Source organism: Arthrobacter ulcerisalmonis, from assembly GCF_900609065.1.
Taxonomy (GTDB): domain Bacteria; phylum Actinomycetota; class Actinomycetes; order Actinomycetales; family Micrococcaceae; genus Arthrobacter; species Arthrobacter ulcerisalmonis.
Window position 1 is genome coordinate 26,509 of the sequence record NZ_UXAU01000035.1, and the last position, 24,683, is coordinate 51,191.

General features: G+C 66.0%; 22 protein-coding genes and 1 riboswitch. Of the genes, 5 read left to right on the top strand and 17 right to left on the bottom strand.

Annotated features, from left to right (window positions below; all coding sequences use genetic code 11):
• Positions 1–29: 29 nt before the first annotated feature.
• On the bottom strand, positions 30–1,361 hold the full coding sequence (locus tag PSET11_RS11815) for a bifunctional o-acetylhomoserine/o-acetylserine sulfhydrylase (protein ID WP_124092520.1): 1,332 nt from the start codon (positions 1,359–1,361) through the stop codon (positions 30–32).
• Between the two features lie 42 nt (positions 1,362–1,403).
• Positions 1,404–1,519, bottom strand: a riboswitch (SAM riboswitch).
• A 161-nt stretch (positions 1,520–1,680) separates the two neighbouring features.
• Between PSET11_RS11815 and PSET11_RS11820 the strand changes: the two genes are divergently transcribed.
• Complete coding sequence (locus PSET11_RS11820; protein ID WP_124092521.1) at positions 1,681–2,319, top strand: VOC family protein; 639 nt, start codon at positions 1,681–1,683, stop codon at positions 2,317–2,319.
• Positions 2,320–2,596: 277 nt separating this feature from the next.
• Positions 2,597–3,562 (top strand): patatin-like phospholipase family protein, encoded by a 966-nt coding sequence (locus tag PSET11_RS11825; RefSeq protein ID WP_124092522.1) that lies wholly within the window; start codon positions 2,597–2,599, stop codon positions 3,560–3,562.
• A gap of 71 nt (positions 3,563–3,633) precedes the next feature.
• Here PSET11_RS11825 and PSET11_RS11830 read toward each other — a convergent pair whose 3' ends face one another.
• The 6 genes from PSET11_RS11830 to tdh form a co-directional block, all read right to left on the bottom strand.
• A complete protein-coding gene (locus tag PSET11_RS11830) occupies positions 3,634–4,431 on the bottom strand; it encodes a CPBP family intramembrane glutamic endopeptidase (RefSeq protein WP_124092523.1) in 798 nt (265 codons plus the stop codon).
• A 54-nt stretch (positions 4,432–4,485) separates the two neighbouring features.
• Complete coding sequence (locus PSET11_RS11835; RefSeq protein WP_124092524.1) at positions 4,486–5,274, bottom strand: DeoR/GlpR family DNA-binding transcription regulator; 789 nt, start codon at positions 5,272–5,274, stop codon at positions 4,486–4,488.
• 78 nt (positions 5,275–5,352) lie between these two features.
• On the bottom strand, positions 5,353–6,564 hold the full coding sequence (locus tag PSET11_RS11840) for an amidohydrolase family protein (protein WP_124092525.1): 1,212 nt from the start codon (positions 6,562–6,564) through the stop codon (positions 5,353–5,355).
• A 12-nt stretch (positions 6,565–6,576) separates the two neighbouring features.
• On the bottom strand, positions 6,577–7,677 hold the full coding sequence (locus tag PSET11_RS11845; protein ID WP_124092526.1) for an NAD(P)/FAD-dependent oxidoreductase: 1,101 nt from the start codon (positions 7,675–7,677) through the stop codon (positions 6,577–6,579).
• Positions 7,678–7,721: 44 nt separating this feature from the next.
• The gene (locus tag PSET11_RS11850; RefSeq protein ID WP_124092527.1) at positions 7,722–8,918 is read right to left on the bottom strand and encodes a glycine C-acetyltransferase; all 1,197 of its coding nucleotides are present in this window, start codon (positions 8,916–8,918) and stop codon (positions 7,722–7,724) included.
• Between the two features lie 8 nt (positions 8,919–8,926).
• The gene (tdh, locus tag PSET11_RS11855; RefSeq protein WP_124092528.1) at positions 8,927–9,973 is read right to left on the bottom strand and encodes an L-threonine 3-dehydrogenase; all 1,047 of its coding nucleotides are present in this window, start codon (positions 9,971–9,973) and stop codon (positions 8,927–8,929) included.
• 117 nt (positions 9,974–10,090) lie between these two features.
• Here tdh and PSET11_RS11860 point away from each other — a divergent pair, with 117 nt between their 5' ends.
• Positions 10,091–11,002, top strand: a complete 912-nt coding sequence (locus PSET11_RS11860) for a LysR family transcriptional regulator (protein ID WP_124092529.1) — start codon at positions 10,091–10,093, stop codon at positions 11,000–11,002.
• 79 nt (positions 11,003–11,081) lie between these two features.
• Here PSET11_RS11860 and gatB read toward each other — a convergent pair whose 3' ends face one another.
• The 4 genes from gatB to PSET11_RS11880 all read right to left on the bottom strand — a co-directional run bounded on the left by gatB (position 11,082) and on the right by PSET11_RS11880 (position 16,108).
• Entirely contained in the window at positions 11,082–12,590 is a 1,509-nt protein-coding gene (gene gatB / locus PSET11_RS11865; RefSeq protein ID WP_124092530.1) for an Asp-tRNA(Asn)/Glu-tRNA(Gln) amidotransferase subunit GatB, read from the bottom strand.
• Positions 12,590–14,158 carry an Asp-tRNA(Asn)/Glu-tRNA(Gln) amidotransferase subunit GatA gene (gene gatA, locus PSET11_RS11870; RefSeq protein WP_124092531.1) on the bottom strand — a complete coding sequence of 523 codons (1,569 nt, stop codon included), beginning with the start codon at positions 14,156–14,158 and terminating at the stop codon, positions 12,590–12,592. The genes gatB and gatA overlap by 1 nt, the downstream gene beginning before the upstream one ends.
• 2 nt (positions 14,159–14,160) lie before the next feature.
• Positions 14,161–14,457: an Asp-tRNA(Asn)/Glu-tRNA(Gln) amidotransferase subunit GatC gene (gatC, locus tag PSET11_RS11875; protein ID WP_124092532.1), complete on the bottom strand. Its 297-nt coding sequence runs from the start codon at positions 14,455–14,457 to the stop codon at positions 14,161–14,163.
• Between the two features lie 163 nt (positions 14,458–14,620).
• On the bottom strand, positions 14,621–16,108 hold the full coding sequence (locus PSET11_RS11880; RefSeq protein WP_124092533.1) for a CitMHS family transporter: 1,488 nt from the start codon (positions 16,106–16,108) through the stop codon (positions 14,621–14,623).
• Between the two features lie 157 nt (positions 16,109–16,265).
• Between PSET11_RS11880 and PSET11_RS11885 the strand changes: the two genes are divergently transcribed.
• Positions 16,266–17,975, top strand: a complete 1,710-nt coding sequence (locus PSET11_RS11885) for a sensor histidine kinase (RefSeq protein WP_203415966.1) — start codon at positions 16,266–16,268, stop codon at positions 17,973–17,975.
• Positions 17,968–18,633 (top strand): response regulator, encoded by a 666-nt coding sequence (locus PSET11_RS11890; RefSeq protein WP_124092534.1) that lies wholly within the window; start codon positions 17,968–17,970, stop codon positions 18,631–18,633. Before PSET11_RS11885 ends, PSET11_RS11890 begins: the two co-directional genes overlap by 8 nt.
• A 1-nt stretch (position 18,634) precedes the next feature.
• Here the strand turns inward: PSET11_RS11890 and PSET11_RS11895 are convergent, their stop codons facing one another.
• The 6 genes from PSET11_RS11895 to PSET11_RS11920 all read right to left on the bottom strand — a co-directional run bounded on the left by PSET11_RS11895 (position 18,635) and on the right by PSET11_RS11920 (position 24,631).
• Positions 18,635–19,018, bottom strand: coding sequence for a RidA family protein (locus PSET11_RS11895; protein ID WP_124092535.1), 384 nt, complete (start codon positions 19,016–19,018; stop codon positions 18,635–18,637).
• 47 nt (positions 19,019–19,065) lie between these two features.
• The gene (locus PSET11_RS11900) at positions 19,066–19,569 is read right to left on the bottom strand and encodes a GNAT family N-acetyltransferase (protein WP_124092536.1); all 504 of its coding nucleotides are present in this window, start codon (positions 19,567–19,569) and stop codon (positions 19,066–19,068) included.
• Between the two features lie 40 nt (positions 19,570–19,609).
• Positions 19,610–20,818 (bottom strand): AAA family ATPase, encoded by a 1,209-nt coding sequence (locus PSET11_RS11905; protein ID WP_124092537.1) that lies wholly within the window; start codon positions 20,816–20,818, stop codon positions 19,610–19,612.
• Between the two features lie 4 nt (positions 20,819–20,822).
• Positions 20,823–21,677, bottom strand: a complete 855-nt coding sequence (locus PSET11_RS11910) for an inositol monophosphatase family protein (RefSeq protein WP_124092538.1) — start codon at positions 21,675–21,677, stop codon at positions 20,823–20,825.
• On the bottom strand, positions 21,674–23,965 hold the full coding sequence (gene ligA, locus PSET11_RS11915; RefSeq protein WP_238989134.1) for an NAD-dependent DNA ligase LigA: 2,292 nt from the start codon (positions 23,963–23,965) through the stop codon (positions 21,674–21,676). The genes PSET11_RS11910 and ligA overlap by 4 nt, the downstream gene beginning before the upstream one ends.
• A 78-nt stretch (positions 23,966–24,043) precedes the next feature.
• On the bottom strand, positions 24,044–24,631 hold the full coding sequence (locus PSET11_RS11920) for a hypothetical protein (RefSeq protein WP_124092540.1): 588 nt from the start codon (positions 24,629–24,631) through the stop codon (positions 24,044–24,046).
• Positions 24,632–24,683: the final 52 nt, after the last annotated feature.

The window sequence follows — 24,683 nt, forward strand, 5'->3', positions numbered from 1 at the left end:
GCTAAGGCCGGGCCGCCGTCGTCGTTCCCCTACTCGGCGGCGCCAGGTGCCGACTTCGCTGCCCGGAAGCCGGCTTCCAGATCGGCAAGGATGTCGTCAATGTGCTCCAGGCCGACAGAGAGCCGCACGAGCCCCGGCGTCACGCCAGCCACGGCCTGCTGCTCAGCGGAGAGCTGGCTGTGCGTGGTGGAGGCAGGGTGGATGACCAGGGATCGAACGTCACCGATGTTGGCGACGTGGGAGTGCAGTTCCAGGGCGTCGACGAAGCGCTGCCCGGCCTCGGCGCCACCGGCCAGGTTGAACGCGACGACGGCGCCCGTCCCCTTGGTTCCGTACTTGCGGCCGCGCTCAAACCAGGGGCTGGACGGCAGGCCAGCGTAGGCGACGGATTCGACGTCGTCCCGCGCCTCCAGCCATTGGGCCACCTCGACGGCGTTGGAGACGTGACGCTCAACCCGCAGGCTGAGCGTCTCGAGGCCCTGCGCGATCAGGAACGCGTTGAAGGGCGAGACGGCGGAACCCAGGTCGCGCAGCAGCTGGACGCGGGCCTTGAGGATGTAGGAGAGGTTGGCGCCCAGCGCGCCGTCTGCGCCGAGGTCCCGGCCGTAAACCAAGCCGTTGTAGGTGGGGTCCGGGGTGTTGAAGCCGGGGAACTTCTCCGGCTCCTTGGTGAAGTCGAACTTCCCCGAGTCCACGATCACACCGGCGATGGCCGAGCCGTGTCCGCCAAGGTACTTGGTGGCCGAGTGCAGCACGATGTCGGCGCCCCACTCCAACGGCCGGATCAGGTACGGGGTGGAGAGGGTGTTGTCTACAATGAGCGGCACGCCGGCTTCGTGCGCCACAGCGGAGATGCCCTCGATGTCCAGGACGTCCTGGCGGGGGTTGGAGACGACTTCGCCGAAGAAGAGCTTGGTGTTGGGCTGCACGGCGTCCCGCCAGTGGTCCAGGTTGTCCGGGTCTGCGACGAACGTGACGGTGATGCCGAAGCGCTTCAGGGTGTGCGCAAACAGGTTGTAAGTCCCGCCGTACAGGCTGGGGCTGGCCACGATGTGATCGCCGGCCTCCGCGATGTTGAGGACCGCGAAGGTTTCGGCAGCCTGCCCCGAACTGAGCAGTAGGGCCGCAAGGCCTCCTTCCAGGCTGGCGATGCGCTGCTCCACAGCGTCCTGGGTGGGGTTGCCGATGCGCGTGTAGATCGGCGCCAGTTCGGCCAGCGCGAATCGGTTGGCAGCGCTTTCGGCGCTGGGGAACACGAAGGACGTGGTCTGGTAGATGGGCAGTGCCCGGGCGCCGGTGGCGGGATCGGGCGACTGGCCTGCGTGGATCTGGCGGGTTTCGAAAGACCATCCGTTGGACATGTCCTGGCTCCTCATGACTGGGCCCGGTGCCGAAGCATGCACGGGCCGCGCTTGCCATCCGGCCGGTGCCGGACAGCCAGGTCTTCACCCGGGGCACCCCACCGCGGTTGGAGGGTTGCCGGCCAGCGAGCCGGGGCTTATCGCTGACGCTCATGACCTGAGAACAGTGTAGGAACACCGCAGGTCAGGGCACCATGATTGTGACGAACATAGTCTCCAGCAGCCGGGTCGCCGGCGGGAACAGTATCCGATCACCACAGCATTCCGGGTAAGGCTAGCCTTAGCTGAGAGCCGGATCACAAAGTGTCAAGATGTTGGCATGCGCATGGATCACGTCTCTTACGCCTGTGAACACGATGGCCTCGCGGCCACCACCGAACGGATCGCCACTGCCTTGGGCGTGGAAGCCGTCAAGGGCGGGGTGCACCCCCGCTTTGGAACTCGAAACATGATTATTCCCCTGGCCGGCCACAAGTACCTCGAAGTGGTGGAAGTCCTGGCACACCCTGCCTCGGACAAAGCGCCGTTCGGCCAGGCTGTCCGCGCACGCTCCGAAGCCGGGGGCGGCTGGATGGGCTGGTGCGTCGAGGTGGATGACCTGGGACCGTTCGAGGAACGTCTGGGACGCGCCGCGGTAAACGGCAACCGCAAGTTCCCTGACGGCCGGGAATTGATGTGGAAGCAGATCGGCATCTTGGGCCTGATTGCCGATCCCCAGGTTCCCTACATGCTCAAGTGGGACGGCGACCCCGCCTTGCACCCTTCCAACGTCTACGAAAGTGGCGTCAAGATGAGCAGCCTGACCATTGCCGGTTCCGCTGAGCGGGTCACCGAATGGCTGGGCGAACCCGTCGAGAAACCGCTCGAGGACGTGGCCGTCAACTGGTTGGCCCCCCACGGCACACCAGGAATCCTCTCGGTCACCTTCGAGACTGCCACGGGAGCCGTAACCCTTTAAAGGTCCCCAGGGTCCAGCACCACGGTGCTTGCGCCTGCACTACTTCGGCCTCCCTCAGCGCGCCACAAAGGCGTGACGTGCTGATGGGGGCCGAATCCTTTTAATTGCCGCCGCGTCGGTGCGCGAGTAGCATGTCGACTATCGTGACCCAGTAGTAGGAGGTGAGACCCATGACGGCAGTACCCACCATGGCGCTCCCCCGCGGTCCGCGATTCGCGCGACTGAGATAGTCGCAACCGGGAGCGTCGTTACTGGCACCATCGCAAAGGCGACTCCCATGACTTCACCATCTTCTGGCCTTCCGGCTGCAACAGCCCATCACCGCGCCCTGGTCCTTGCCGGCGGTGGTGCCGCTGGCAACGCCTGGCAGCTCGGACTCATCGCCGGCCTGGCCACGGCGCACGTGGACCTCACCTCAGCTGAGCTGATCGTTGGTACTTCTGCCGGCTCCACCGTGGCCGCCCAGATCACCTGCGGCATCCCGCCAGCCCAGCTCTACGCCGCGATTTTCGCGGAGGTGCCCGCGCGCTCTGGGGCACCTGGCGGCTCACCTATGGCGCGGCAGGCACCCACGGCATCGGCCCAGGGCTACCTGGACTGGACTGACGCCGTTATCGCCGCCGCATCAGATGCCAGCGACATGCGCCGCCGAATGGGTGCCGCGGCGTTGGCGTTGGGGTTCCAAGGCAGGCCCGACGGCGGCGCTACTGACCCTGCGTCCGGCGTCGGCACAGCGGACCCGCGGCAGGCGCGTTGGCGCGAGATCGTTGCCGCAAGGCTGCCCAGCACGACCTGGCCCAGCCAGCGGATCCTCATCACGGTGGTGGATGCCGTCACCGGCGAGCCGGTAGCGCTGGACCGGAATAGCGGTGTGGAGTTGGTGGATGCGGTGGCAGCCAGCACCAGTACCGTCCCGCCGTACCAGGCAGGTGGGCGCCGCTACATCAGCGGCGGGTACCGGCGCAGCGAGAACGCCGATCTCGCCGCAGGCTACGGCACGGTCCTGGTGCTCTCACCTTTTGGCGGCAGAACACGCATGCCGCTGTCCTGGGGCATGGACCTGGCCAGCCAGGTGGCGGAACTACGCTCTGGTGGCAGCCGGGTGGAGACGGTGTTTCCTGATGAGCGTGCGGGCGACGTCTTCAACGCCAGCGCGGCTGACCCGGCCACTCGCCGCCGGGCAGCGGAGGGTGGCTACCAACAGGGCATGGACCTGGCGGCGCAGTTGGCCGCCATCTGGTGAGCGTGGCAGCCCCTTCGGCAGCCCGGCACTCCAGACAAAAAGCCCAGCGACTCAGCCAGTAACCCAGTACCTCACCCCAGGCCAACTGCCTTTCCAAACAGGCTGAAGCCAACAAAGGCGACGATGTCCAGCAGTGCATGGGCAATGACCAGCGGCATCACTCGCTTGGTGCGGGTGTAGATCCAGCCGAACACGATGCCCATGACCACGTTGCCGATGAACGGCCCGAACCCCTGGTACAGGTGATAGCTGCCGCGCAGCACTGCGCTGACGGCGATGGCAGCAGGAACACTCCAGCCAAATTTGCCGAACCGGTTCAGCAGGTAGCCCACCACAATGACTTCCTCGACAATCCCATGCCGGATGGCCGAAAGGATGAGCACCGGCACTGTCCACCAGTAGGCGTCCAGGGCGCTGGGGATGATGGCGGTGGTGATGCCCAGCGCGCGACCCACTGCGTAGAGTCCCAGCGAGGGGACGCCGATCAGCGCGGCCAGGCCCAAGCCTTGCAGGGCATCCTTCCCGGGCCTGTCGAAGGTCAGGCCAATTTTGGCGAAAGCGGACCGAGACGCCGGAGCGGGCCCAGATCCACGCGCCGTCAGCTCAGCCGGCTGCCGCTGATCTGTCAGGAGGTAGATGACCAGCAATACGGGAACCAGGGCGAAGACAATGTCCAGCAACTGGTACGTCAGGTCGAAATACTCACGCGAGCTTTGCGAACTGTTCAGGGTTGAGGTGCCCTCCACCAGCGGCGCACGGGATAGCTTGTCGAGGAGTTGCACCACCGAATAAACAGCGGATTGACCCAAAGAGAGCCCTAGAACAATCCAGACTTCGAGCCGCAACCGGCGGCGGGAGGGAGCGAGCATGTACCCATCTTGCCTGCAGTTTCTGGATCTGGCCTGATGCTGGCCAGCACGGACTCAGGCCGGAGCCACCATGACCTCGGTCCCGTTGGCTTCAAAGGCGGCTTTGTCTGCTGCCGAGATGCCTGCGTCGGTGATCAGGTGGGTGAAGTTGTAGCCGTCCATGGTGGCGAACGCGCGGACCCTAACCTTTGACGAGTCGGCCAACACATAGGAGCAACGGGCCCGGCTGGCGAGCAGCGCGTTCACCGACGCCTCGCCCTCGCCGGTGTTGGTGGGGCCCACCTCCGGGTCGATCCCGTTGACGCCAATGAAGGCGATGTCCAGCACGACCTTCTGCATGATGATGTCCGTGTAGGGGCCCACCAGTTCGTAGGACCTCGGGTTCAGGATCCCGCCGGTGACCATGACCTTGATGTTGGGCCGAACGGCTAACTGGCCTGCAATGTTGATGGCGTTGGTGACCACCGTCAAGGTGTGTTGGTTGGCGTGCGCATTCAAGTCTTCGCGGGTGGCCAGGATCTGCGCCAACGCGGTACTGGTGGTGCCGCCGCAGAGGCCGATCACGGCGCCGGGCCACACCAGGTCGGAGGCAGCTTGCGCGATCTGTTCTTTGGCATGGCCGTGATCGTCGCGGTTGTAGCGCCCGGGAAGGTCGTACGCCAATGCCCCTGTGGTTGCGCCGCCGCGGGTCCGGGTGAGGAGCCGGCGTTTAGCGAGGCTGTCCAGATCCCGCCGGGCTGTGGCTGGCGAGACCGCGAGTTTGGTGACGATTTCCTCGACCTCCACCTGCCCCGATTCGGCCAAGAGATCCAGGATGGCCGTCAGGCGATCAGTGCGAGTCATACGGTGCCTCCAAACGCTCAGTCATCACCCATGAATGACTTCTTTTGATCATTACGATCATATGCGCTCACAGGCCGGTCATCTCACCTTGACGCCCGCGCGCCAGACGGCGTGGGTGAGCGGCATCCCGGGGCGATAGGCCAGGTGCGTTGCCGACGGTGCGTTCAGGACGTGCAGATCGGCGCGATGCCCGACGGCGAGCGACCCGACTGCGCGGCCGCCGTCGTAATCGCTGCCGGTATCCCTATGCAGTGCCAGCGCGCCACCGTACGTCGCCGCCCGGACAGCCTCGTGCACACTGAGTCCCATCTGCAGCACGGCAGTGGTCACGCAGAACGCCATGGAACTAGTGAACGACGTGCCCGGATTGCAGTTGGAGGCCAGCGCCACGGGGACGCCAGCATCCAGAAGGTCCCGGGCGGGCGCCAGTGGTTGCCTGGTGGAGAGGTCGCAGGCGGGCAGGCAGGTGGCCACGGTGCCGCGGGACCCGGTCCCAGCCGAGGCGTCCCAGTCCGACCACGTTCCGGCGAGCGCCGCAATGTCGTCGGCGGCGAGATAGTTGATGTGGTCAACGCTGGCGGCGCCGACCTCAACGGCCAGTTGCACTCCCGGACCGAAGCCCAACTGGTTGCCATGGACGCGGAGGCCCAGGCCGGCATCCCGGCAGGCCAGCAGAACGCGGCGGGCCTGGGATTCGGTGAAGGCACCCACTTCGCAGAAAACGTCTGCCCACTGCACATACGGCAGGGCCGCGCTGAGCATGGGCCCGCACACCATGTCCGTATACGCTTCCGGGTCAATGTCGGCGGGGACCAGGTGGGCGCCCAGGAATGTCACCTGGTCCGCCACGGTCGAGGCGATGCGGGCGCTCCTGGCTTCTTGCTCAACATCGAGCCCGTAGCCAGTTTTGGTTTCCAGGTAGGTGGTCCCCTGTGAGGTGGCCTCCGCCACCCTGCCCAGGGCCAGCCGGGTTAGGTCGAAGTCACCAGTAGCGCGGGTGGCCTCCGTGGTGACGGCGATCCCGCCAGCAGCATAGGACTCCCCCGCCATCCTGGCCTCGAATTCGGCTGTCCGGTCGCCGGCAAAGACCAGGTGCGTGTGCGAGTCGACCCAGCCCGGCAAAACGGCCCGCCCGCCGACGTCGAGCACGTCATCCGCCGCGGGCGCCTGTGCCGCTGGCCCCAGCCAGGCAATGCGTTCGCCGTCGATCACTACCGCTGCGTCGCGGAGGACCCGGTGCTCCAGATCCTGCGTCATCAGTTCGGCGATGTTGGTGATCAGGGTACTCATGATTTCCATTCTTCAGCGTCGGTTGGACCACCGGGTGGCGGCCAGCGCGCACGTTGTCTGGGATTCCGGACGTGACTCGCCGCTGAGGTGAGCGCGGATCTGCCCGGCGGCGAGCTGGGCCATGGCGGCTGACGTCTGGAATCCATAGCCTCCTTGGCCGGCGAGCCAGTAGAACCCGGTTGCTTCTGCGTCGAATCCGGCCACCGGTATGCCGTCTGCCGCTTCAGTGCGCAGCCCGGTCCAAGCACGGCGGACACCGGTGATGCCCAGGACCGTGACGTTGTTGAGCCGGTCCACCAGACGCTCGACGTCCCCGGCCCTTGGCTTGGCGTCTTCTGGTCCGCTGGGGACGGTTTCCGACGGCGAAATGAGGACGTCACCGCCGTCGGGCCGGAAGTAGAAGGAATCATCTGCCGCGGCCACCATCGGGCTTTGGGCAGGCAGCGGATGGTCGACGGCGGCAATCGCCGCGGTGCGCCGGTACGGTTGCAGCCCGAGCTTCTCCACGCCGCTGATGACCGCCAGTTCGTCCGCCCACGCGCCTGCAGCGTTGACCACGACAGTGGCGTCGAAGCCGTCCACGCCAGCGCCAACCCGCCAGCCGGACCCGAGGCGCTGCGCCGAGTGCACCCTTGCGCCCGTGAAGATCTCGGCTCCCGCAGCCAGGGCGACATGACGGTGGCGTTCAAGCAGCAGGGGCGCGTCGCAGCCGAAGGACCCCGTGTCCAGGCCAGCCGCCGCAAAACTGTCCAGCAGCAGCGCCGGGCAGAGCCTGAGGGCCTCGTCGATGGTCACGGGCTCCATTTGGTCACTGCCGTGGGCTGCGACCCCGGCTTCGGTGCCGATCAGCATGAAACTTCGCGGGGTCAGGACGGGGTGCTGGCTCTCGGCGTCGTCGGCTGCGATCAGCGCGAGGGTGTCCCGAGTCAGCTCCTGGACCACCGGCGGACCGTAGCTGGGGATGAGTTGCCGGGCGGAGCGGGAGGACGTGTGGTACGCCAACTCCTGCTCCGCCTCGACCAACGCCACAGTGCAATGCTGCGCCAGCTCCGCGGCAAGCGAGAGCCCGGCAATGCCGCCGCCAACAATCAGGACATCCACGTATGCTGCCATGGCTCCATCCTTGCAGAGGCCGACGCCGGCGTGCTGGCTGTTGCCTAGCTGTCCACTGCCGCGCGGCTGGCGACGAACGCGGCAACGCACGCTTCGACGTCGGCCGCTGAATGCGATGCTGAGAGCTGCACCCGGATTCTGGCTGCACCGCGCGGAACCACGGGGAAACTGAACGCGGTGACGAAGACGCCATGCGAGAGCATCTGGTCGGCGACCTTTGCCGCGACGACGGCATCACCGAACATGACCGGCACAATGGCGTGCTCGCCGGGCAGGAGGTCGAAACCCTCCTCCGTCATCCGGGTCCGGAAAAGCTCGGCGTTCTCGAAGAGACGGCTGCGCAGGTCAGCAGAGTTCTCCACCAGGTCCAGGGCCTTGAGGGTGGCGGCCACAATGGCGGGTGCCAGCGAGTTGGAGAAGAGGTACGGGCGGGCTTTTTGCCGCAGCATGGCCACCACTTCGGCGCGGCCGGACACGTAACCGCCGGAGGCGCCGCCCAGGGCTTTGCCGAACGTTCCGGTGTAGATGTCCACCCGATCGGACACTCCTGCGTGCTCGGGTGTACCGGCGCCGGTCTCTCCCATGAACCCGACGGCGTGCGAATCGTCCACCATGACCAGCGCGTCGTAGCGTTCCGCGAGGTCGCAGATCGCGGCCAGCGGGGCAAGGTAGCCGTCCATGGAGAAGACGCCGTCCGTGACGATGATCCGGCGTCGTGCGTCTGCAGATTCCTGCAGCCGCGCCTCCAACTCAGCCATGTCCTGGTTGGCATACCGGTAACGGCGCGCCTTGCAGAGCCGGATACCGTCGATGATGGAGGCGTGGTTCAGGGCGTCCGAGATGATCGCGTCCTCTGGCCCGAACAGCGATTCGAAGACGCCGCCGTTGGCATCAAAGCAGCTGCCGAACAAGATGGTGTCTTCGGTGCCGAGGAACGAGGAGACCCGCGCTTCGAGTTCCAGGTGCAGGTCTTGCGTGCCGCAGATGAAGCGGACGCTGGCCATGCCGAAACCGCGCTGGTCCAAGGCCTCTTTCGCGGCGCTGATGATCTGGGGGTGGTCGGCCAGGCCCAGGTAGTTATTGGCGCAGAAGTTCAGGACACCGGCGCCTGCTTCGCCGATCTTGCCAGCCGTGATGTGGCTGGACTGGGCGGAGTTGATGCTGCGTTCGGTCTTGAAGAGACCCGCGGTGCGGATGTCTTCAAGCTCGCCTTGGAGTTGATCTTTGATGGCGGAGTACATGGGGTTCCTTAGAATCGAGTCCAGTCGAGGACAACTTTGCCGCCGGTGCCGCTGCGGGCCAGGTCGAAGCCCTTCTCCCAGTCGGCGGCGGGCAGGACGTCCGTGACCACTGCCGAGATGCCGGCGTTCAGGACGGGGTTTGAGGAGAGCATGGCGCTCATGGCGTACCAGGTTTCGTACATCTCCCGGCCGTAGATTCCCTTGAGGGTCAGCATGTGCGTGACCACCTTGCCCCAGTCAATGGTGATGTCCTGGCTGGGGAGTCCCAACATGGCGATCCTGCCACCGTGGTTCATGTTCTCGATCATCTCAGGGAGTGCGGTGGGGTGACCGGACATTTCCATGCCAATGTCGAATCCTTCCCGCATCCCCAGCTCGCGCTGCGCATCCCGGACCCGGGTGGTGGAGACGTCGATCGCCAGGTCGGCACCGAGCTGCAGCGCCAGGTCCAGGCGCGGCTTGGAGACATCCGTGATGGCGATTTTGCGGGCGCCAGCGTGCCGGGCCACCGCAATGGCCATCAGACCGATGGGTCCGGCGCCGGTGATCAGGACGTCCTCGCCCACCAGCGGGAAGCTCAGTGCGGTGTGCACGGCATTGCCGAACGGATCGAAAATTGCGCCCAGCTCAGGGGTAACGGACGGGTCGTGATGGACCCACACATTGGTCTCGGGCAGCACCACGAACTCGGCAAACGCGCCATCGCGCTGCACGCCAACACTGACCGTGTGGATGCACATCTGCCGGCGGCCGGCGCGGCAATTGCGGCAAATTCCGCAAACCACGTGGCCTTCACCGGACACCCGATCGCCCACCTTCACGTCCCGGACGTCGCCACCAACAGCCACCACTTCGCCGTAGAACTCGTGGCCGGCAATGAGTGGGGCTTCAATGATGCCTTGCGCCCAGGCGTCCCAGGACTGGATGTGCAGGTCAGTGCCGCAGATCCCGGTGGTCATCACCCTGATCTTCACCTCTGCCGGTCCAGCCTCGGGCTCGGGCCGATCCACCAGTTCGAAGCCAGCTTGCGGGCCCGCCTTGTACAAAGCCTTCATTGGCTCCTCCTCATTCTTGTACGCCAGGTACTGCCATTACAGCGAGCTTGACGGCTTAGCACAACAGCGAATTTCTCAATCGACGATGTAGCTTTTGCTAATGTGTAGACTGGGCGGGTGGAAATACATCAGCTGGAAATCCTGCGGGAACTTGGCGCGCTGGGCAGCGTGAAAGCCGTGGCGGACACTCTCATGGTCACCCCGTCCGCCGTGTCGCAGCAACTGGCCATCCTGCAGCGCTCCGTGGAGGTGCCCCTGACGCGCAAGGAAGGCAGGAACCTGGTGCTCACCGACGCCGGCCAGGTCCTCGCGGACGCCGGAGCCGCCGTCGTCAGCGCCATGGCCGACGCCCGGGACGCGATCGGCACCTATCACGGGTCCGCCGTCGGCAGCGTCCGGGTGTGCGGGTTCCACAGTGCCGGGCAGGCCGTGTTCGCGCCGCTGGCCCGGGCGTTGGACGGACCGGGACAGCCGCGGATTGAGCTGACTGATGAGGACGTGGCGCAGCACGATTTCCCTGCGCTCACGGCCCGGTATGACCTGGTGCTGGCACACCGGATGGACCACAGTCCGCGCTGGCCGGCTGAACGGGTCACGGTGATTCCGCTGGCGCACGAGCCGCTCGATGTGGCGCTGCCTGCCGGACATCGGTTGGCGGGGCAGGCAACGGTGAGCGCCGCCGATGTCGCGGCCGAGGCGTGGGTGACCAGCCACACCGGCTACTCCCCCTCCGACGTGTTGTCCGCCATCGCGGCCGTCTCCAGCACGGAACCAAACATTGTGCACCGGATCAACGACTACTCCACGGTGGCGGCGCTGGTGGCGGCAGGTGGCGTGGTGGGGCTGCTGCCGCGCTACACGGCGGGGCCAGTGCTGAATCCTGACATTGTGCTGCGGCCGCTGGCCGGGATCAGCACCCGACGCCGGATCGACTTGTTGGCGCGGCCCGAGAACCTGAAACGCCGGTCGGTGATGATGGTGTGCCGGGCGTTGCAAGACATCGTGGCTGGCCTGGTCCAGGACGCTTAACTCAACTAGGTCGCAGTTGTTGTCGTTTTGAGGGCTCAAAACGACAACAACTGCGACCTAGTTGGGAAAACGGGGGGAACTAGCCTTCCACGCCCAACTTCTCGAGGATCAACTCACGGACGCGGCCGGCATCGGCCTGGCCACGGGTGGCCTTCATGACGCCGCCAACAATCGCACCAATCGCCTGGACCTTACCGCCGCGGATCTTCTCCGCGACATCCGGCTGGGCCGCCAAGGCTGCGTCAATCGCCTCCAGGAGAGGGCCGTCGTCGGACACCACTGCCAGCCCGCGGGCGGCAACGATCTCCTCCGGGGTTCCTTCGCCGGCCAAGACACCGTCCAGGACCGCCGACGCCATCTTGTTGTTGATCTTGCCGTCCTCAACCAGGCGGTTCAACGTCACGATCGTGGCGGGTTCCACACCCAGCTGACCTGGATCGACATCGGCGTTCTTGGCTCGCCCCACGATCTCGCCCATCCACCATTTGCGGGCCACCGAGGCGGAAGCGCCTGCAGCGATGGTTTCTTCGATCTCGTCCAGGACGCCAGCGTTGACTACGTCGCGGAACTCCAGCTCGGAGTAGCCCCAGTCAGCTTGCAGCCGCTTGCGGCGGGCAGCCGGCGGCTCAGGGAGCGTAGCGCGCAGCTCTTCGACCCACTCACGAGACGCCACCACGGGAACCAGATCGGGTTCCGGGAAGTAGCGGTAGTCATCTGCGTCAGATTTGGGCCGGCCCGAGGTGGTGCTTCGAGTTTCCTCGTGCCAGTGCCGGGTCTCCTGGATGACCGGGTTGCCGGCGTCCAGGACGGCGGCGTGGCGCTGAATCTCGTAACGGACGGCGTGTTCGACGGCGCGCAGCGAGTTAACGTTCTTGGTCTCGGACCGGATGCCGAACCTTTCCCGGCCGTGCGGGCGGAGCGAAACGTTGGCGTCGCAGCGCACGTTGCCGCGCTCCATCCGGGCGTCGGACACGCCAAGGTTTTTGACGATCTCACGAACGGCAGCGACGTAGGCCTTAGCAAGTTCGGGGGCTCGTGAACCGGCGCCCTCGATGGGCTTGGTGACGATTTCCACCAACGGAACGCCTGAACGGTTGTAGTCCACCAAGGAGAAGTCGGCACCCTGGATCCGGCCAGCCGCACCACCCTTGTGGGTCAGCTTGCCAGCGTCTTCTTCCATGTGTGCGCGCTCGATTTCCACGCGGAAGACTGTGCCGTCGGCCAGTTCAATGTCCAGGTACCCGTCGTACGCAATGGGGTCCTCGTACTGGGAGGTCTGGAAGTTCTTGGGGGTGTCCGGGTAGAAGTACTGCTTTCGGGCAAACGTGCAGGATTCGGCGATCTTGCAGTTGAGGGCCAGGCCAATCTTGATGGAGGACTCGATGGCCTTCCCGTTCACCACGGGCAGGACGCCGGGCAGGCCGAGGTCCACCTCGTTGACGTTGGTGTTGGGCTCGTCACCAAACACGTTCGGGGCGGAGGAGAACATCTTGGTCTTGGTGTTGAGCTCCACGTGGACCTCGAACCCCAGGACGGGATCGTACTTCTCCATGGCCTCTTCGAAGCTCAGGGTTGCGTCGGTGCTCATTACTTTGCCTCCTGGGTTTCGAGTGCCGTGGCGGCAAGCTCGGGGGCCTGGGCCAGCAGCGGGCCACCCCATTTTTCTTCCAGCAACGTTTCCAGGACAGCACCCACCCGGTACAGGCGGGCGTCCTCGCGGGCCGGGGCCAACAGCTGGATCCCCACGGGCAAGCCGTCCTCGTCCGCCAGGCCACCGGGCAGCGAGATACCCGGGATGCCCGCCAGGTTGGCGGGGATGGTGGCGACGTCGTTAAGGTACATGGCCAGCGGATCGTCGAGCTTTTCGCCGAGCTTGAACGCCGTGGTGGGCGCCGTGGGCGAAATCAGCACGTCAGCCTGGGCAAACGCGGCGTCGAAGTCGCGCTGGATCAGGGTGCGGACCCGCTGGGCGGAGCCGTAGTAAGCGTCGTAGTAGCCTGCGCTCAAGGCGTAGGTGCCCAGGATGATCCGGCGCTTGACCTCGTCGCCGAAGCCGGCCGCACGGGTGGCAGCCATGACGCGTTCGATGGTAAGTGGCGGCTCGGTGGGTAGTACCCGCAGACCGAACCGCACGCCGTCGAACTTTGCCAGGTTGGACGAGGCCTCTGAAGGCATGATCAGGTAGTAGGCACCCAGCGCGTACTGGAAGTTGGGGCAGGACACCTCGACGATCTCGGCACCAGCGTTGCGCAACAGCTCCAGCGACTCGTTGAAGCGGTTTTCGACGCCGGCCTGGTAGCCCTCGCCGTGCAGTTCCTTGATGATTCCAATCCGGAGTCCTGCGACGCTGCCGTTGCGGGCAGCGCTAGCCAGGTCCGCAAGTGGTTCCGGCAGTGAGGTGGAGTCCTTGGGATCGTGCCCGCCAATGACCTGGTGCAGCAGTGCGGAGTCAAGCACGGTCCGGGTGACAGGGCCGATCTGGTCCAGCGAGGATGCCATGGCAATGGCACCGTAGCGGGACACGCTGCCGTAGGTGGGCTTCACGCCAACGGTGCCAGTGACGGCGCCAGGCTGGCGAATGGAGCCACCGGTGTCGGTGCCCAAAGCCAGCGGCGCTTCGAAGGCGGCGACGGCGGCAGCGGAACCGCCGCCGGACCCGCCGGGGATCCGGTCCAGGTCCCACGGGTTGCGGGTGGGACCAAACGCAGAGTGTTCCGTGGAGGAACCCATGGCGAATTCGTCCAGGTTGGTCTTACCTAAGATGGGCATCTTGGCCGCGCGGATCCGCTCGATGACGGTGGCGTCGTACGGGCTGTGCCAGCCCTCCAGGATCTTCGATCCGGCAGTGGTTGGCTGTCCCACGGTGACAATCAGGTCCTTGATGGCGATGGGCACGCCAGCCAGTTCGTGCAGCGCCGCAGCGTCGGCACCACCGGCGGCGCGGATGGCGTCCACCTCGGCGGCGACGGCGAGCGCTTCGTCGGTGTTGACGTGCAGGAAGGCTTTGACGCCGCGAGCGCCACCATCCACTGCGGCAATCCGGTCCAGGAAGGCCTGAGTAAGTGCAACGGAGGTGATCTCGCCGGCGGCGAGCTTCGCGGCGAGTTCCGCGGCGGAGAGACGGATCAACGTCTCAGCAGAGTTCAGTTCAGTCATTGTTATGCCTCATCCAGGATGGCCGGAACCTTGAAACGGTTGTCGTCGGAGTCCGGGGCCCCGGAGAGCGCCTGCTCTGCGGTGAAGGTGTGGCCCACCACGTCGTCCCGGAAGACGTTGGTCAGCGGGATCGGGTGGGACGTTGCGGGAACGTCGTTCCCGGCAGCTTCGCTGACGGATTTGACCGAATCGACGATGACGGCGAGTTCGCCGGCCATCGTGTCCAGCTCTTGGTCGGTCATCTCGATGTGAGCGAGTCGCGCCAGGTGCGCAACATCGTCACGGTTGATCGCAGCCATGGATCTCCCCTGCAAGTTCAAAGTGTTGGTCTAGAACAAGTACGAATTGTTCCCGATCCAGTCTAGTGGGCAAAGAGCAATGCCCGTCTGACGACCCCCAGCGGGCGTCAGACGGGCATTGTCTTCCTGCGCTGGCCGGAGCCTGCTGCAGGAAGCCTCAAGATTAGCCGATTCCCACGGCTCCGGTGAGGACGCCGATTCCCAGCATCACCAGGGAGATCACGGCGGTGCGCCACAGGACCTTCTTGTGGTGGTCGCCGAGGTCCACCTTAGCCAGCGAAACCAGCAGCAGGATGGCCGGAACCAGCGGGCTCTGCAGGTGGAACGGTTGGCCGGTGATGGAGGCCCGGGCCATGTCCGCGGCGGGGATGCCGTAGTGGCTGGCCGTCTCCGCCAAGACCGGGAGGACGCCGAAGTAGAAGGCGTCGTTGCTCATGAAGAACGTCATGGGGATGGAGAGCACGCCCGTGATGATGGCCAGGAACGGGCCCATGCTGCTGGGGATGATCTGGACCAGCCATTCGGACATCGCTGCCACCATGCCCGTGCCGGTGAGGACGCCGGTCAGCACTGCTGCGGCCATGACCATGCTGACCACTGCCACGATCGAGGAGGAGTGGGCCACCAGCTGTTCAGCCTGTTCCTTGACCCGGGGGAAGTTCACCAGCAGGGCGATGGCGGAGCCCACCATGAAGACGTAGGGCAGCGGCACCAAGTCGGCCACCAGCATGGCCATCACGGCCACGGTCAGGCCCAGGTTGAACCAGAACAGGTGCGGGCGGAGGGTCTTGCGGTTGGGATCCAGGGCGGTATCGGCCAAGCCGTGGCCGTGATCCCCGTCAGGAGCGTCGGTGCGTTCCAGAACGGCGACGGAGGAGCCGTCGACGGCGGGGGCTGCTCCGCCGGGAGTGCTACCCTTGCGTCCGGGGGTTCGGGTTGCGGTGCCCCCGGTTACGGAGGCACCTGCGGGGGTGCCGCCGTCGAACGTTCCGTTGGAATCAGTGGCACCCGGGGTGGCCCAGAGTCCCGGCTCGGTGGCGCGGAGGCGGTTGCGTTCCTGCAGGCCCAGGAGCCAGGCGAAGACCATGACCACCACGAGGCCGCCGATCAGGGACGGAATCATGGGGACGAAGACATCGTTGACATCGATCTTGAGGGCGGTAGCGGCGCGGGCGGTGGGGCCACCCCACGGGACGATGTTCATGGTGCCGTTGGCGAGGCCGGCGACGCAGGTGAGGACCACGGGGCTCATCTTCAGGCGAAGGTAGACCGGCAGCATGGCCGCGGTGGTGATGATGAAGGTGGTGGAGCCGTCCCCGTCCAGGGAAACCGCTGCGGCGAGGATGGCGGTGCCCAAGACCACTTTGGCGGGGTCGTTACCCAGCCTGCGGAGGATGAACTTGACCAGCGGGTCGAAGAGGCCCACATCGATCATCAGGCCGAAGTAGATGATGGCGAACATCAGTAGGGCGGCCGTGGAGGTCATGGATTTCATGGACTCCAGGACCATGTCGCCAATGCCCAGGCCGGCGCCGGCGAAAAGTCCAAAGATGGTGGGGACGATGATGAGCGCCAGCACTGGCGTCAACTTCTTCGTCATGATCAGCACCATGAATACCGCGATCATTGCGAATCCAAGTATTACCAGCACGGCCGGCTCCTTACGTGTGTTCAGCGCCACATCGGTGTGACGCGTGCTACAGACTGTAGGGCGGCCGCAACACCGGCCGTGCCTTTGGCTCAATTGATTGGCATACTGCTTATTGGGAGCATTTTGCTCATTGTGCTCACACCCGTCGAGGAGGACCATGCCGCGCCCTGCGCTCCGTACACCGTTGCGGTTCTCGACCCAGACGCTCCTGCTGCAGCTGGGCGTGGTGCTGTTGGTGGTATTCCTCAGCACCGCCGTGCATGCGTGGCTGACTTTTGACCGGGTGGGCGGCGACGCCGAAAACCAGGCGTTGACGCTGGCCAGGACTGTTGCTGCGGACCCTTCGATCCGCGCGGACGTGCTGGCGATCAGTGCCGAAGAGGGCACCCCGCCCGCCGCTGAGCTGGTGAAGGGCACGCTGCAGGAAGCGGCGGAAGCCGTGCGGGCACGGACTGGTGCGCTGTTTGTGGTGATCACGGACGAGACCGGACTGCGGCTCGCGCACCCTGACCCCACCCGGTTGGGCGAAGGGGTCAGCACGGATCCGTCCGAGGCCCTCTCCGGCCAGGAGATCACCACGAGGAACACCGGAACGTTAGGCCCTTCCGCCGGCGCCAAGGTTCCGGTCTACGCACCCAACAGCAGCACCGTGGTGGGCGAGGTCAGCGTGGGCTACTCGATGGAGACGGTAGGCCAGACCGTTGCAAGGGATATTGGCCCGGTGGGCTTCACTGCCGCCGGGGCCCTAGGCGTGGGCGTGCTGGGGTCTTTCCTGTTGCGGCGTCGGTTGCAGCGGCTCACGCTCGGGCTGGAGCCGGAGGAGATCAGCACCATGGTCCACGATCAGGTGGCCGTTTTGCAGGGCGTGGACGACGGCGTCATCGGCGTCAGTCCCGACGGCCGGATCTCCGTTTTCAACGCCGCCGCCCAACGGCTCCTGGGGCTCCCGGACCTGACCGGGACCCGCTGGGCTGATGCCCCCGTCCCGGAGCAGCTCGCCTCACTCACCCTGCCCAGCTACGCCGGCCCGGAGGCCCTCGAACTGGTGGCGAACGGTCAGGTTCTGGTGGCGAACGCCCGGAAGGCACTGCACCGCCGGGAGGACCTGGGCTGGGTGCTCATGTTGCGCGACCGGACGGAGCTGCAGCAACTCACCCGCCAGCTCGATGCCGTGGGCACCATGTCCACGGCGCTGCGGGCGCAGCGGCACGAATTCGCCAACCAGCTGCACACTCTCGCTGGATTCATGAGCATCGGCCAGCATCAGCAGGCACGCGAATACTTGGGCGGGCTGGCCGCCACGGGACCGCTCCGCTTCCCGGTGGACCAGGCCGAACTGCTCCAGGACCCGTACCTGCAGGCCTTTGTGGGCGCCAAGGGGGTGGAGGCTCACGAACGCGGCGTGGCCCTCCGGATCGGCCCCGAAACCCTGGTGCGCGGCCAGGTCATGGAGCCCCAGGATGTCACCACCGTCCTGGGGAACTTGATCGATAACGCCGTCAACGCTGCCGTGGCTGGTTCGGCGACGGAACGCTGGGTGGAGGTGGAGGTCCTTGATGGGGCAGCGGACGACGGCGGGACGCTCCACATTGTGGTGGCCGACTCCGGGAATGGCCTCGCCGCCGGAACGGGACCCGAGGACGTCTTTGCCGCAGGCTTCACCACAGCAGCTGGGCCGGTCCGGGCTGGCGGCGGGCAGGGCTTTGGCCTGGCCTTGGCCCGACAGTTGGCCAGGCGGCGTGGCGGGGACGTCACCCTCTTGGCAGCCGGCGGGCCTGGTGGGCCGGGCGCCGTTTTCATGGCCGTGTTGCCGGGCACCCTTGCGCTGCCCGGCGCAGCAGAACAATCAAAGGACAGGCATGAGTGAGGACTTCCGCGTTTTGATCGTGGATGATGACTTCCACGTGGCTAAATTGCACGCAGCCTATGTGGATTCGGTGGCCGGATTCTTGGCGCTGGCTCCGGTGGGAACGGCGTCGTTGGCGCGCCAGGCCATCCACAGCCTCCGTCCGGACCTGGTGCTGCTGGACGTCTACTTGCCGGATGCGTCTGGTCTTGACCTTCTGCAGCAGTTGGATGTGGACACCGTAATGCTCAGCGCCGCCTCGGATCCAGCGTCGGTTCGGTTGGCGCTGCGCCGCGGCGCCTTGGGCTACCTATTGAAGCCGTTCACCGCTGACGCACTGTCCCAGCAATTGCGCTCCTACGCCAGGTTCCGGCGGCTCCTGAGCCAGCCCGGCGCCCTGGACCAGGACGGGGTGGAGCGCGCCAAACGGGCGCTGATCCCGGGGGACGTGACGCCGTCGGCCAAGCCGCGCTCAGCCACCGAGGCGGCGGTGCTGGAATCCCTGGTGGTGGGTGAACAGTATTCTGCCGCTGAGGTGGCCGGCCGGGTTGGAGTATCCCGTGCCACCGCGCAACGGTACCTGTCCTCGCTGGCTGACGACGGCGCCGTGGACATCCAGCTGCGGTACGGCACCACCGGCAGGCCGGAGCACCGCTACGGTCTGCCGGGGACGCCGTAGGCTACTCGGCGCTCTTCTGCGCCACGAGCTCGATCTCCACCAGCATTTCCGGGTCGAGGAACGGCAGGACGTGGACCAGGGACATGGTGGGACGGATATCGCCGAAGACTTCGCCGTGCGCGCGGCCGGCGTCTTCCCACTTGCTGATGTCCGTCAGATACAGCTTGGTCTGGACAACATCAGCAAGGCTGAAGCCGGCATCTGCCAGCACCTTGTCCAGCTTCTGCAGGATGAACTGCGTCTGCGTGTAGAAATCAGCGCCCACAATGCCGTCCTCGCCGCTGGCGGCCGTTGCGGAAATGTAGAGGGTGTTGTCCACCTGGACGGCGCGGGAATAGCCAAGGCTCTGCTCCCAAACGGAGCCGGTGCCGAACGTTTTACGCATGGAGTGCCTTTCAAAGGGAGATGAGGTCGGCACCCACTGTAAGGCGGCTACAGGTCGAGGCGATAAACCAACAGTTTTATGTCAGTTTCGGGGACGAACCAGTCCCGTTCGGGGACCCTGCTGAATCCGGTTTTGCGGTAGAGGCCATGGGCGCTTTCCCAGGTCATCCCGGTGGTGAGGGCCACGGCATCGATCCCGGGAAGTGAGCGGGCATGGGCAATGATGGCTTCCACCAGCGCTTTTCCTGCTCCGCTGCGCTGGACTTCCGGGTCCACCACCAGCATGCGGAATTCCAGCTCACCCGCCAAGGCAATATCCGCGAAAGGCTCCCCCGCCACCGCCAGGGTGACCGAGCCAACGATCATGCCGTGCCGTTCAGCCACCCAGATCATGGCGTGGGCCGCCCGGTGTGCCACGTCTTGGATGGCCTGCATGTAGGGGTGCTGATCGTCGTCGAAATACCCTGCCGCCAGATAGGAAGCAACGGTAATCCGGGCAATTTCAGAATAATCGGCGGGAACGGCGGGACGAATCAGAATCTGGTGTGGCACCCATCAATGGTAGACCTTCACCGTAGGAGTCTGCCCCGGCTCACCGTGACGGCCAACTCCAGAGCGGCCCCTCCAACGAACCCCGACCCCGCACCCGGGTCTCCCCCAGTTCCTTCTCCAGTTCATGCTCCGCAACGGTTCCGCTCTCACGCAGGGCAGCGATGAGGGCGCTCGAGTGCGACACCACCAGCACCTGCGAGCGCTCAGCAGCCTGGGTGATGAGCTCCGCCAAGGCGGGCATCAGGTCTCGGTGCAGGCTGGTTTCGGGTTCGTTGAGGACCATCAGCTGCGGCGGTTCGGGAGTGAGCAGGGCGGCAGTAAGCAGGAGGAACCGCAGCGTGCCGTCGGACAGCTCAGCGGCCTTGAGTGGCCGCAACATCCCCTGTTGTCGCAGCTGAACGCCGAACATGCCGTCGCTGGTGCTGATTTCCAGCCTGCTGCCCGGGAAGGCCCGCGCAATGACCTTGTCCAGTAGGACGTTCTCGCCGGTCTCCCTAATGGTTTGCAGGGCAGCGGGGAGATCGGCGCCGGTGGGGTCCAGCACCGGGGTCCGGGTACCCACCTGCACCTGGCGCGCCGGTGCCGCGTGGTCGGTCCGGAAATGGTCGTAAAACCGCCAGGACCGCACGGTGTTCCTGACCTGCAGGACCTCTGGCGACCGCTCGGGATCTGCGATCTCCGTCAGGACGCTTTGGTAAGGCTTCAAGGTAATGGCTTCCTGCTGCCAGTCCCCGGCGGCGTTGCGGACGCGAACGGCTGCCCCGCGACGGTCCACCAACCACGACGCCGGACGGGCCACCGGACCAGAAAACACCACCTCGCGCTTGATGTCCGGATCGTTGGCGAACAGCGAGACCTTCGGCTTGCGGGTCTGTTCGTCCATTTCGCCCATGACGGGTACGGGGATGCCCAGGTCCACCAGGTACCCGAAGCCGTCACCCGAGAATCCCAGCTTCAGATTGATCGGATCTTTGCGGACAGTCCCTTGGACGGGCGCCTCGCCGCGCCGCATGGCACCGCTGAGCGTCTCAGGCCCTGCCCACAACGTAGATCCGAGGCCGCCTTCCCTGGCCAGGGACCCCACCACGTTCCCACCTGCCCCGCCGGCACAGTCGGCGAGCAGCCGCAGAGCCCGGTACAGCGATGACTTGCCGCTGCCATTGGCGCCGGTGACCAGGTCCAATCCGGACAGCTCCAGGGACAGGTCGCGAATGGAACGGTAGTTGGCGATGGCCAGCGTGGTGATCATGCGGCTACAGCGGGAATTTTCCGGATAATTCCAGGGTGCCGGCGCACGTCCACGCGGCTAATCGGTCGGCATCGGTGGGGCCGCCGTCCAACGGGTTGGTGAGCCGGGGCCGGCGCACCCAGCAGCCCGCTTCCTCGGCGATCAGCGCGCCCGCCGCGAAGTCGTGTTCGTTCAGTCCCCGCTCGCCGTACGCGTCGTGGGTGCCGTCTGCCACGAGGCACAGGTCCAAGGCGGCTGAGCCGAGCCGGCGCACGTCAGCGAAGCCGTCCATCAGGCCCGCCAACAACGCACCCTGTTCGGCACGGACCGCGGGATCGTAGCTGAAGCCAGTGGCCAGGATTTGCCCCGTCCGTCCCGGCTGCGGTCCCGTCAGTTGAGCCTTGGTTCCCCGTTCTTCAACCCAGGCGCCCTGGCCCCGCGAGGCGTAATACACCTTGCCGAGGACCGGCGCGTCCACGACGCCCGCCAGCCAGACTCCGTTGGCGTCCGCCACCGCCACCGACGTCCCGTAGTAGACAATGTTGCGGATGAAATTGGTGGTGCCGTCCAGCGGATCGATGGACCAGCGGTACCCCGAAGGCTCGGCCGGCCGGCTGGGGCCGTGCTCCTCGCCGGTGATGGCGTCGTGCGGGCGGGCCGCGGCGATCACATCGCGGACGGCGGTCTCCGCGGCCAGGTCATACGCCGTCACCCAGTCCCCGGCCTCGCCTTTGTTATTGACGACGGCGGCTGTTGCCAATTCGGTGTGGCTCCGACCAGCCAGGACAGCTGCGCCCGCTGCCGCGGCTGCGCGGGCTACTTGCAGCAGCTCGGCCAGGAGAGCCTGGTTGGCGGGCTGATGTGTCGGCGTCGTACTCATTCGGATACTCCTGGTTCGGCGGATTCGGCAACGGACGCGGTGTCGGCAGCGGACTCCGGGTCTGCGGGTTCGGGGTCTACGGACTCGGGCGGGGCCGGTGGTCCGTTTTCGAGGAGATCACGGAAGCCGTCCTCGTCCAGCACGGGGACGCCCAGCTGCTCCGCCTTATCCAGCTTGGTGCCGGCAGCTTCTCCGGCCACCAGGAAGCTGGTGTTTTTGGAAACCGAACCGGCAGCTTTGCCGCCACGCAGGAGGATGGCTTCCTTGGCTTCGTCGCGGCTGAAGTTCGGCAGCGAACCGGTCACCACCACCGTCAGGCCTTCGAGAGTACGGGGCGTTGACTCGTCCCGCTCGTCAGCCATCCGGACACCAGCGTCCGCCCACCGGTCCACGATCTCGCGGTGCCAGTCCTCGGCAAACCATTCCTTCAGGGCCGCCGCGATAGTGGGGCCGACCCCGTCCACCCCAGCGAGTTCTTCCTCGGAGGCATCCCGGATGGCTTGCATGGTGCCGAACCAGGTAGCCAGCGAGCGGGAGGCCCGCGGCCCCACGTGCCGGATGGACAGCGCCACCAGGACCCGCCACAGCGGCTGCTTCTTGGCCTTCTCCAGTTCAAGGAAGAGCTTGTTGGTGGTGGCGGTGGGCTTGGACGGCACCTTGGCCGTACCCCGAGTATAGAAGTACGGCACCAGCTCGAACTCACCGGTGGCCACGCCCTTTGAGCGCTTCTCGCGCCGGATCCGGACCTCAGCCAGTGCCTCTGGAGTGAGGTCAAACAGGCCGGCCTCGGACGTCAGCGGCGGGACCTCCGGCTCGGTGGGTTGGGTGAGCGCGATCGCTGCTTCCCAGCCCAGCGCCTCGATGTCGAAGCCGCCGCGCCCTGCGAGGTGGAACACCCGCTCCCGCAGTTGCGACGGGCAGGACTTCGCGTTGGGACAGCGGATGTCGACGTCGGCCTCTTTGGCAGGTGCCAGCGGCGTCCCGCAGGAGGGGCATTCGGTGGGCATCACAAAGTCCCGGACCGGCGGATCCTGCTGGTCACGGAGGGCCAGCACGGGCCCCACGATCTCGGGAATGACGTCGCCGGCTTTGCGCAGGATGACAATGTCGCCGATCTTGACGCCCTTGGCTTTCACCACGTCCTGGTTGTGCAAGGTGGCCATCTCCACGGTGGAGCCGGCCACCTTGACGGGCTCCATCAGGCCAAAGGGAGTGACCCGCCCCGTCCGGCCCACGTTGACGGCAATGTCCAGCAGCTTGGTGTGAACTTCCTCCGGCGGGTACTTGTACGCCACGGCCCAGCGGGGCACCCGGGAGGTGTAGCCGAGCGCACGCTGGGTGGCGAAGTCGTCCACCTTGACCACAATGCCGTCGATCTCGTGCAGCAGTTTGTGCCGTTTCTCGCCGTAGCCCTTGATGTAGGCCAGCACCTCTGCCACGGTGCCCAGCACCTCAAAGTAGGGGCTGACCGGCAGCCCCCATTCCTTGAGCAGGGCATACGTTTCCGATTGCGAGGCAGACCCCAGGCCTTCCCGGGCACCGATGCCGTGCACAAACATCTGCAGCGGCCGTTTGGCCGTCTCCGCGGGATCTTTCTGCCGCAGCGAGCCTGCGGCGGCGTTCCGCGGATTCGCCAGCGGTGCCTTGCCGGCCTCGATCAGGGCCGCGTTGAATTCGGCGAACGCTGTGGAGGGGATGAACACCTCACCGCGGATTTCCACCTCGGCCGGGATGCCCGCACCGGAGAGTTCCTGGGGAATTTCCTTGATGGTGAGGACATTGTGGGTGATGTCCTCACCGGTGTAGCCGTCGCCGCGGGTGGCCGCCCGGACCAGTTTGCCGTCCCGGTACAGCAGGTTGACGGCCAGGCCATCGATCTTGAGTTCGGTCAGCCAGGCAATGCTGGGGGCCGTGTCGCCGAGCTTGGCCACGCCCGCCTCGGCCTTCGCCAGCCACGCTTCCAGCTCCTCAAGCGAAAACACGTCCTCCAGGCTGTACATCCGTTGCAGATGGTCGACGGCGGCAAACGCCGCAGAAACTTCGCCGCCCACTTCTTGGGTTGGCGAGTCGTTGGCCACCAATTCGGGGTGCAGCGCCTCAATCTCCTCGAGCCGACGGAACAGCTCATCGAACTCTGCGTCCGAGACAACAGGCGCATCCTCCTGGTAATAGGAGAACCGGTACTTGCGCACCAGATCGGCGAGACGCTCGTATTCGTCGCGGATCCCCTCGGCGGGGACCTGTTCGTTGGGGACTTCGTCTGCTGCGGGGCCTGGAACTGTGCTCACAGACCTATCTTGCCTTATCAAGGCCTTGTGCAGCCGGGGGCTGCGTGGGCGGGGTGGAATCCTTTGGCCAGCGCGTGCTTAGTGCGTGCGGCGCCCGGTCCTGGCCCACCAGGCGAAGGCGACCCCGCCCAGGAGCAAGAGGATCAGGCCAGCGATGACGGGCAGGTTGAGCCCTCCGCCGGATTCTCCAGAGAGCGCCATGTCCGTGGCCTGGCTGGGCGTGGCGGACTTCGAGATGGGCTTGTTCCAGTTCGATTCCGACGACGGCGCCGCCGAGCGGGTCACGCTGGGGGCGTCCGTGGGCAGGTCCTCGACGATCTCCGGGCTGGCCTCAGCAGTGCTTGGCACCGGGGTCTCCAGCGGCTCTTCCGTGACCGGCGCGGGCGGAGCCGTGGGAGCGGGCAGCGGCGCTTGGCTGCGAACCGTCGGCTGGCTGCTGGGGACGGGGTCCGCCGTCGGCCGTGCAGCGGTGGGACTGGGCGGAGGCGGCGTAACAGTCACAGTGGCTGTTGCGCTGGCGCTTGGCGTCGGCGGGACTGTGGCTGCGGCGGCCGCGCCGCCAGCCACCAGCGAGCCGACAAGGAGTGCTGTCGCAACGCCGACGACGGCCAGCGCAAGCGCCACCGCCGCTAATGCGGTGCGGAACACCGGGGAGGAGAAGGTCATTGCTGCCTTTCGACGCGCGCAGTCCCCCAGCCACGGCAGTATAGATTCCCCG

Excerpts from the sequence above, each read along its gene's own strand:
- PSET11_RS11815 (WP_124092520.1), bottom strand. The coding sequence starts at position 1,361 with ATGTCCAACGGATGGTCTTTCGAAACCCGCCAGATCCACGCAGGCCAG.
- PSET11_RS11820 (WP_124092521.1), top strand. The coding sequence starts at position 1,681 with ATGCGCATGGATCACGTCTCTTACGCCTGTGAACACGATGGCCTCGCG.
- PSET11_RS11825 (WP_124092522.1), top strand. The coding sequence starts at position 2,597 with ATGACTTCACCATCTTCTGGCCTTCCGGCTGCAACAGCCCATCACCGC.
- PSET11_RS11830 (WP_124092523.1), bottom strand. The coding sequence starts at position 4,431 with ATGCTCGCTCCCTCCCGCCGCCGGTTGCGGCTCGAAGTCTGGATTGTT.
- PSET11_RS11835 (WP_124092524.1), bottom strand. The coding sequence starts at position 5,274 with ATGACTCGCACTGATCGCCTGACGGCCATCCTGGATCTCTTGGCCGAA.
- PSET11_RS11840 (WP_124092525.1), bottom strand. The coding sequence starts at position 6,564 with ATGAGTACCCTGATCACCAACATCGCCGAACTGATGACGCAGGATCTG.
- PSET11_RS11845 (WP_124092526.1), bottom strand. The coding sequence starts at position 7,677 with ATGGCAGCATACGTGGATGTCCTGATTGTTGGCGGCGGCATTGCCGGG.
- PSET11_RS11850 (WP_124092527.1), bottom strand. The coding sequence starts at position 8,918 with ATGTACTCCGCCATCAAAGATCAACTCCAAGGCGAGCTTGAAGACATC.
- tdh (WP_124092528.1), bottom strand. The coding sequence starts at position 9,973 with ATGAAGGCTTTGTACAAGGCGGGCCCGCAAGCTGGCTTCGAACTGGTG.
- gatB (WP_124092530.1), bottom strand. The coding sequence starts at position 12,590 with ATGAGCACCGACGCAACCCTGAGCTTCGAAGAGGCCATGGAGAAGTAC.
- gatA (WP_124092531.1), bottom strand. The coding sequence starts at position 14,158 with ATGACTGAACTGAACTCTGCTGAGACGTTGATCCGTCTCTCCGCCGCG.
- gatC (WP_124092532.1), bottom strand. The coding sequence starts at position 14,457 with ATGGCTGCGATCAACCGTGACGATGTTGCGCACCTGGCGCGACTCGCT.
- PSET11_RS11885 (WP_203415966.1), top strand. The coding sequence starts at position 16,266 with ATGCCGCGCCCTGCGCTCCGTACACCGTTGCGGTTCTCGACCCAGACG.
- PSET11_RS11890 (WP_124092534.1), top strand. The coding sequence starts at position 17,968 with ATGAGTGAGGACTTCCGCGTTTTGATCGTGGATGATGACTTCCACGTG.
- PSET11_RS11895 (WP_124092535.1), bottom strand. The coding sequence starts at position 19,018 with ATGCGTAAAACGTTCGGCACCGGCTCCGTTTGGGAGCAGAGCCTTGGC.
- PSET11_RS11905 (WP_124092537.1), bottom strand. The coding sequence starts at position 20,818 with ATGATCACCACGCTGGCCATCGCCAACTACCGTTCCATTCGCGACCTG.
- PSET11_RS11910 (WP_124092538.1), bottom strand. The coding sequence starts at position 21,677 with ATGAGTACGACGCCGACACATCAGCCCGCCAACCAGGCTCTCCTGGCC.
- PSET11_RS11920 (WP_124092540.1), bottom strand. The coding sequence starts at position 24,631 with ATGACCTTCTCCTCCCCGGTGTTCCGCACCGCATTAGCGGCGGTGGCG.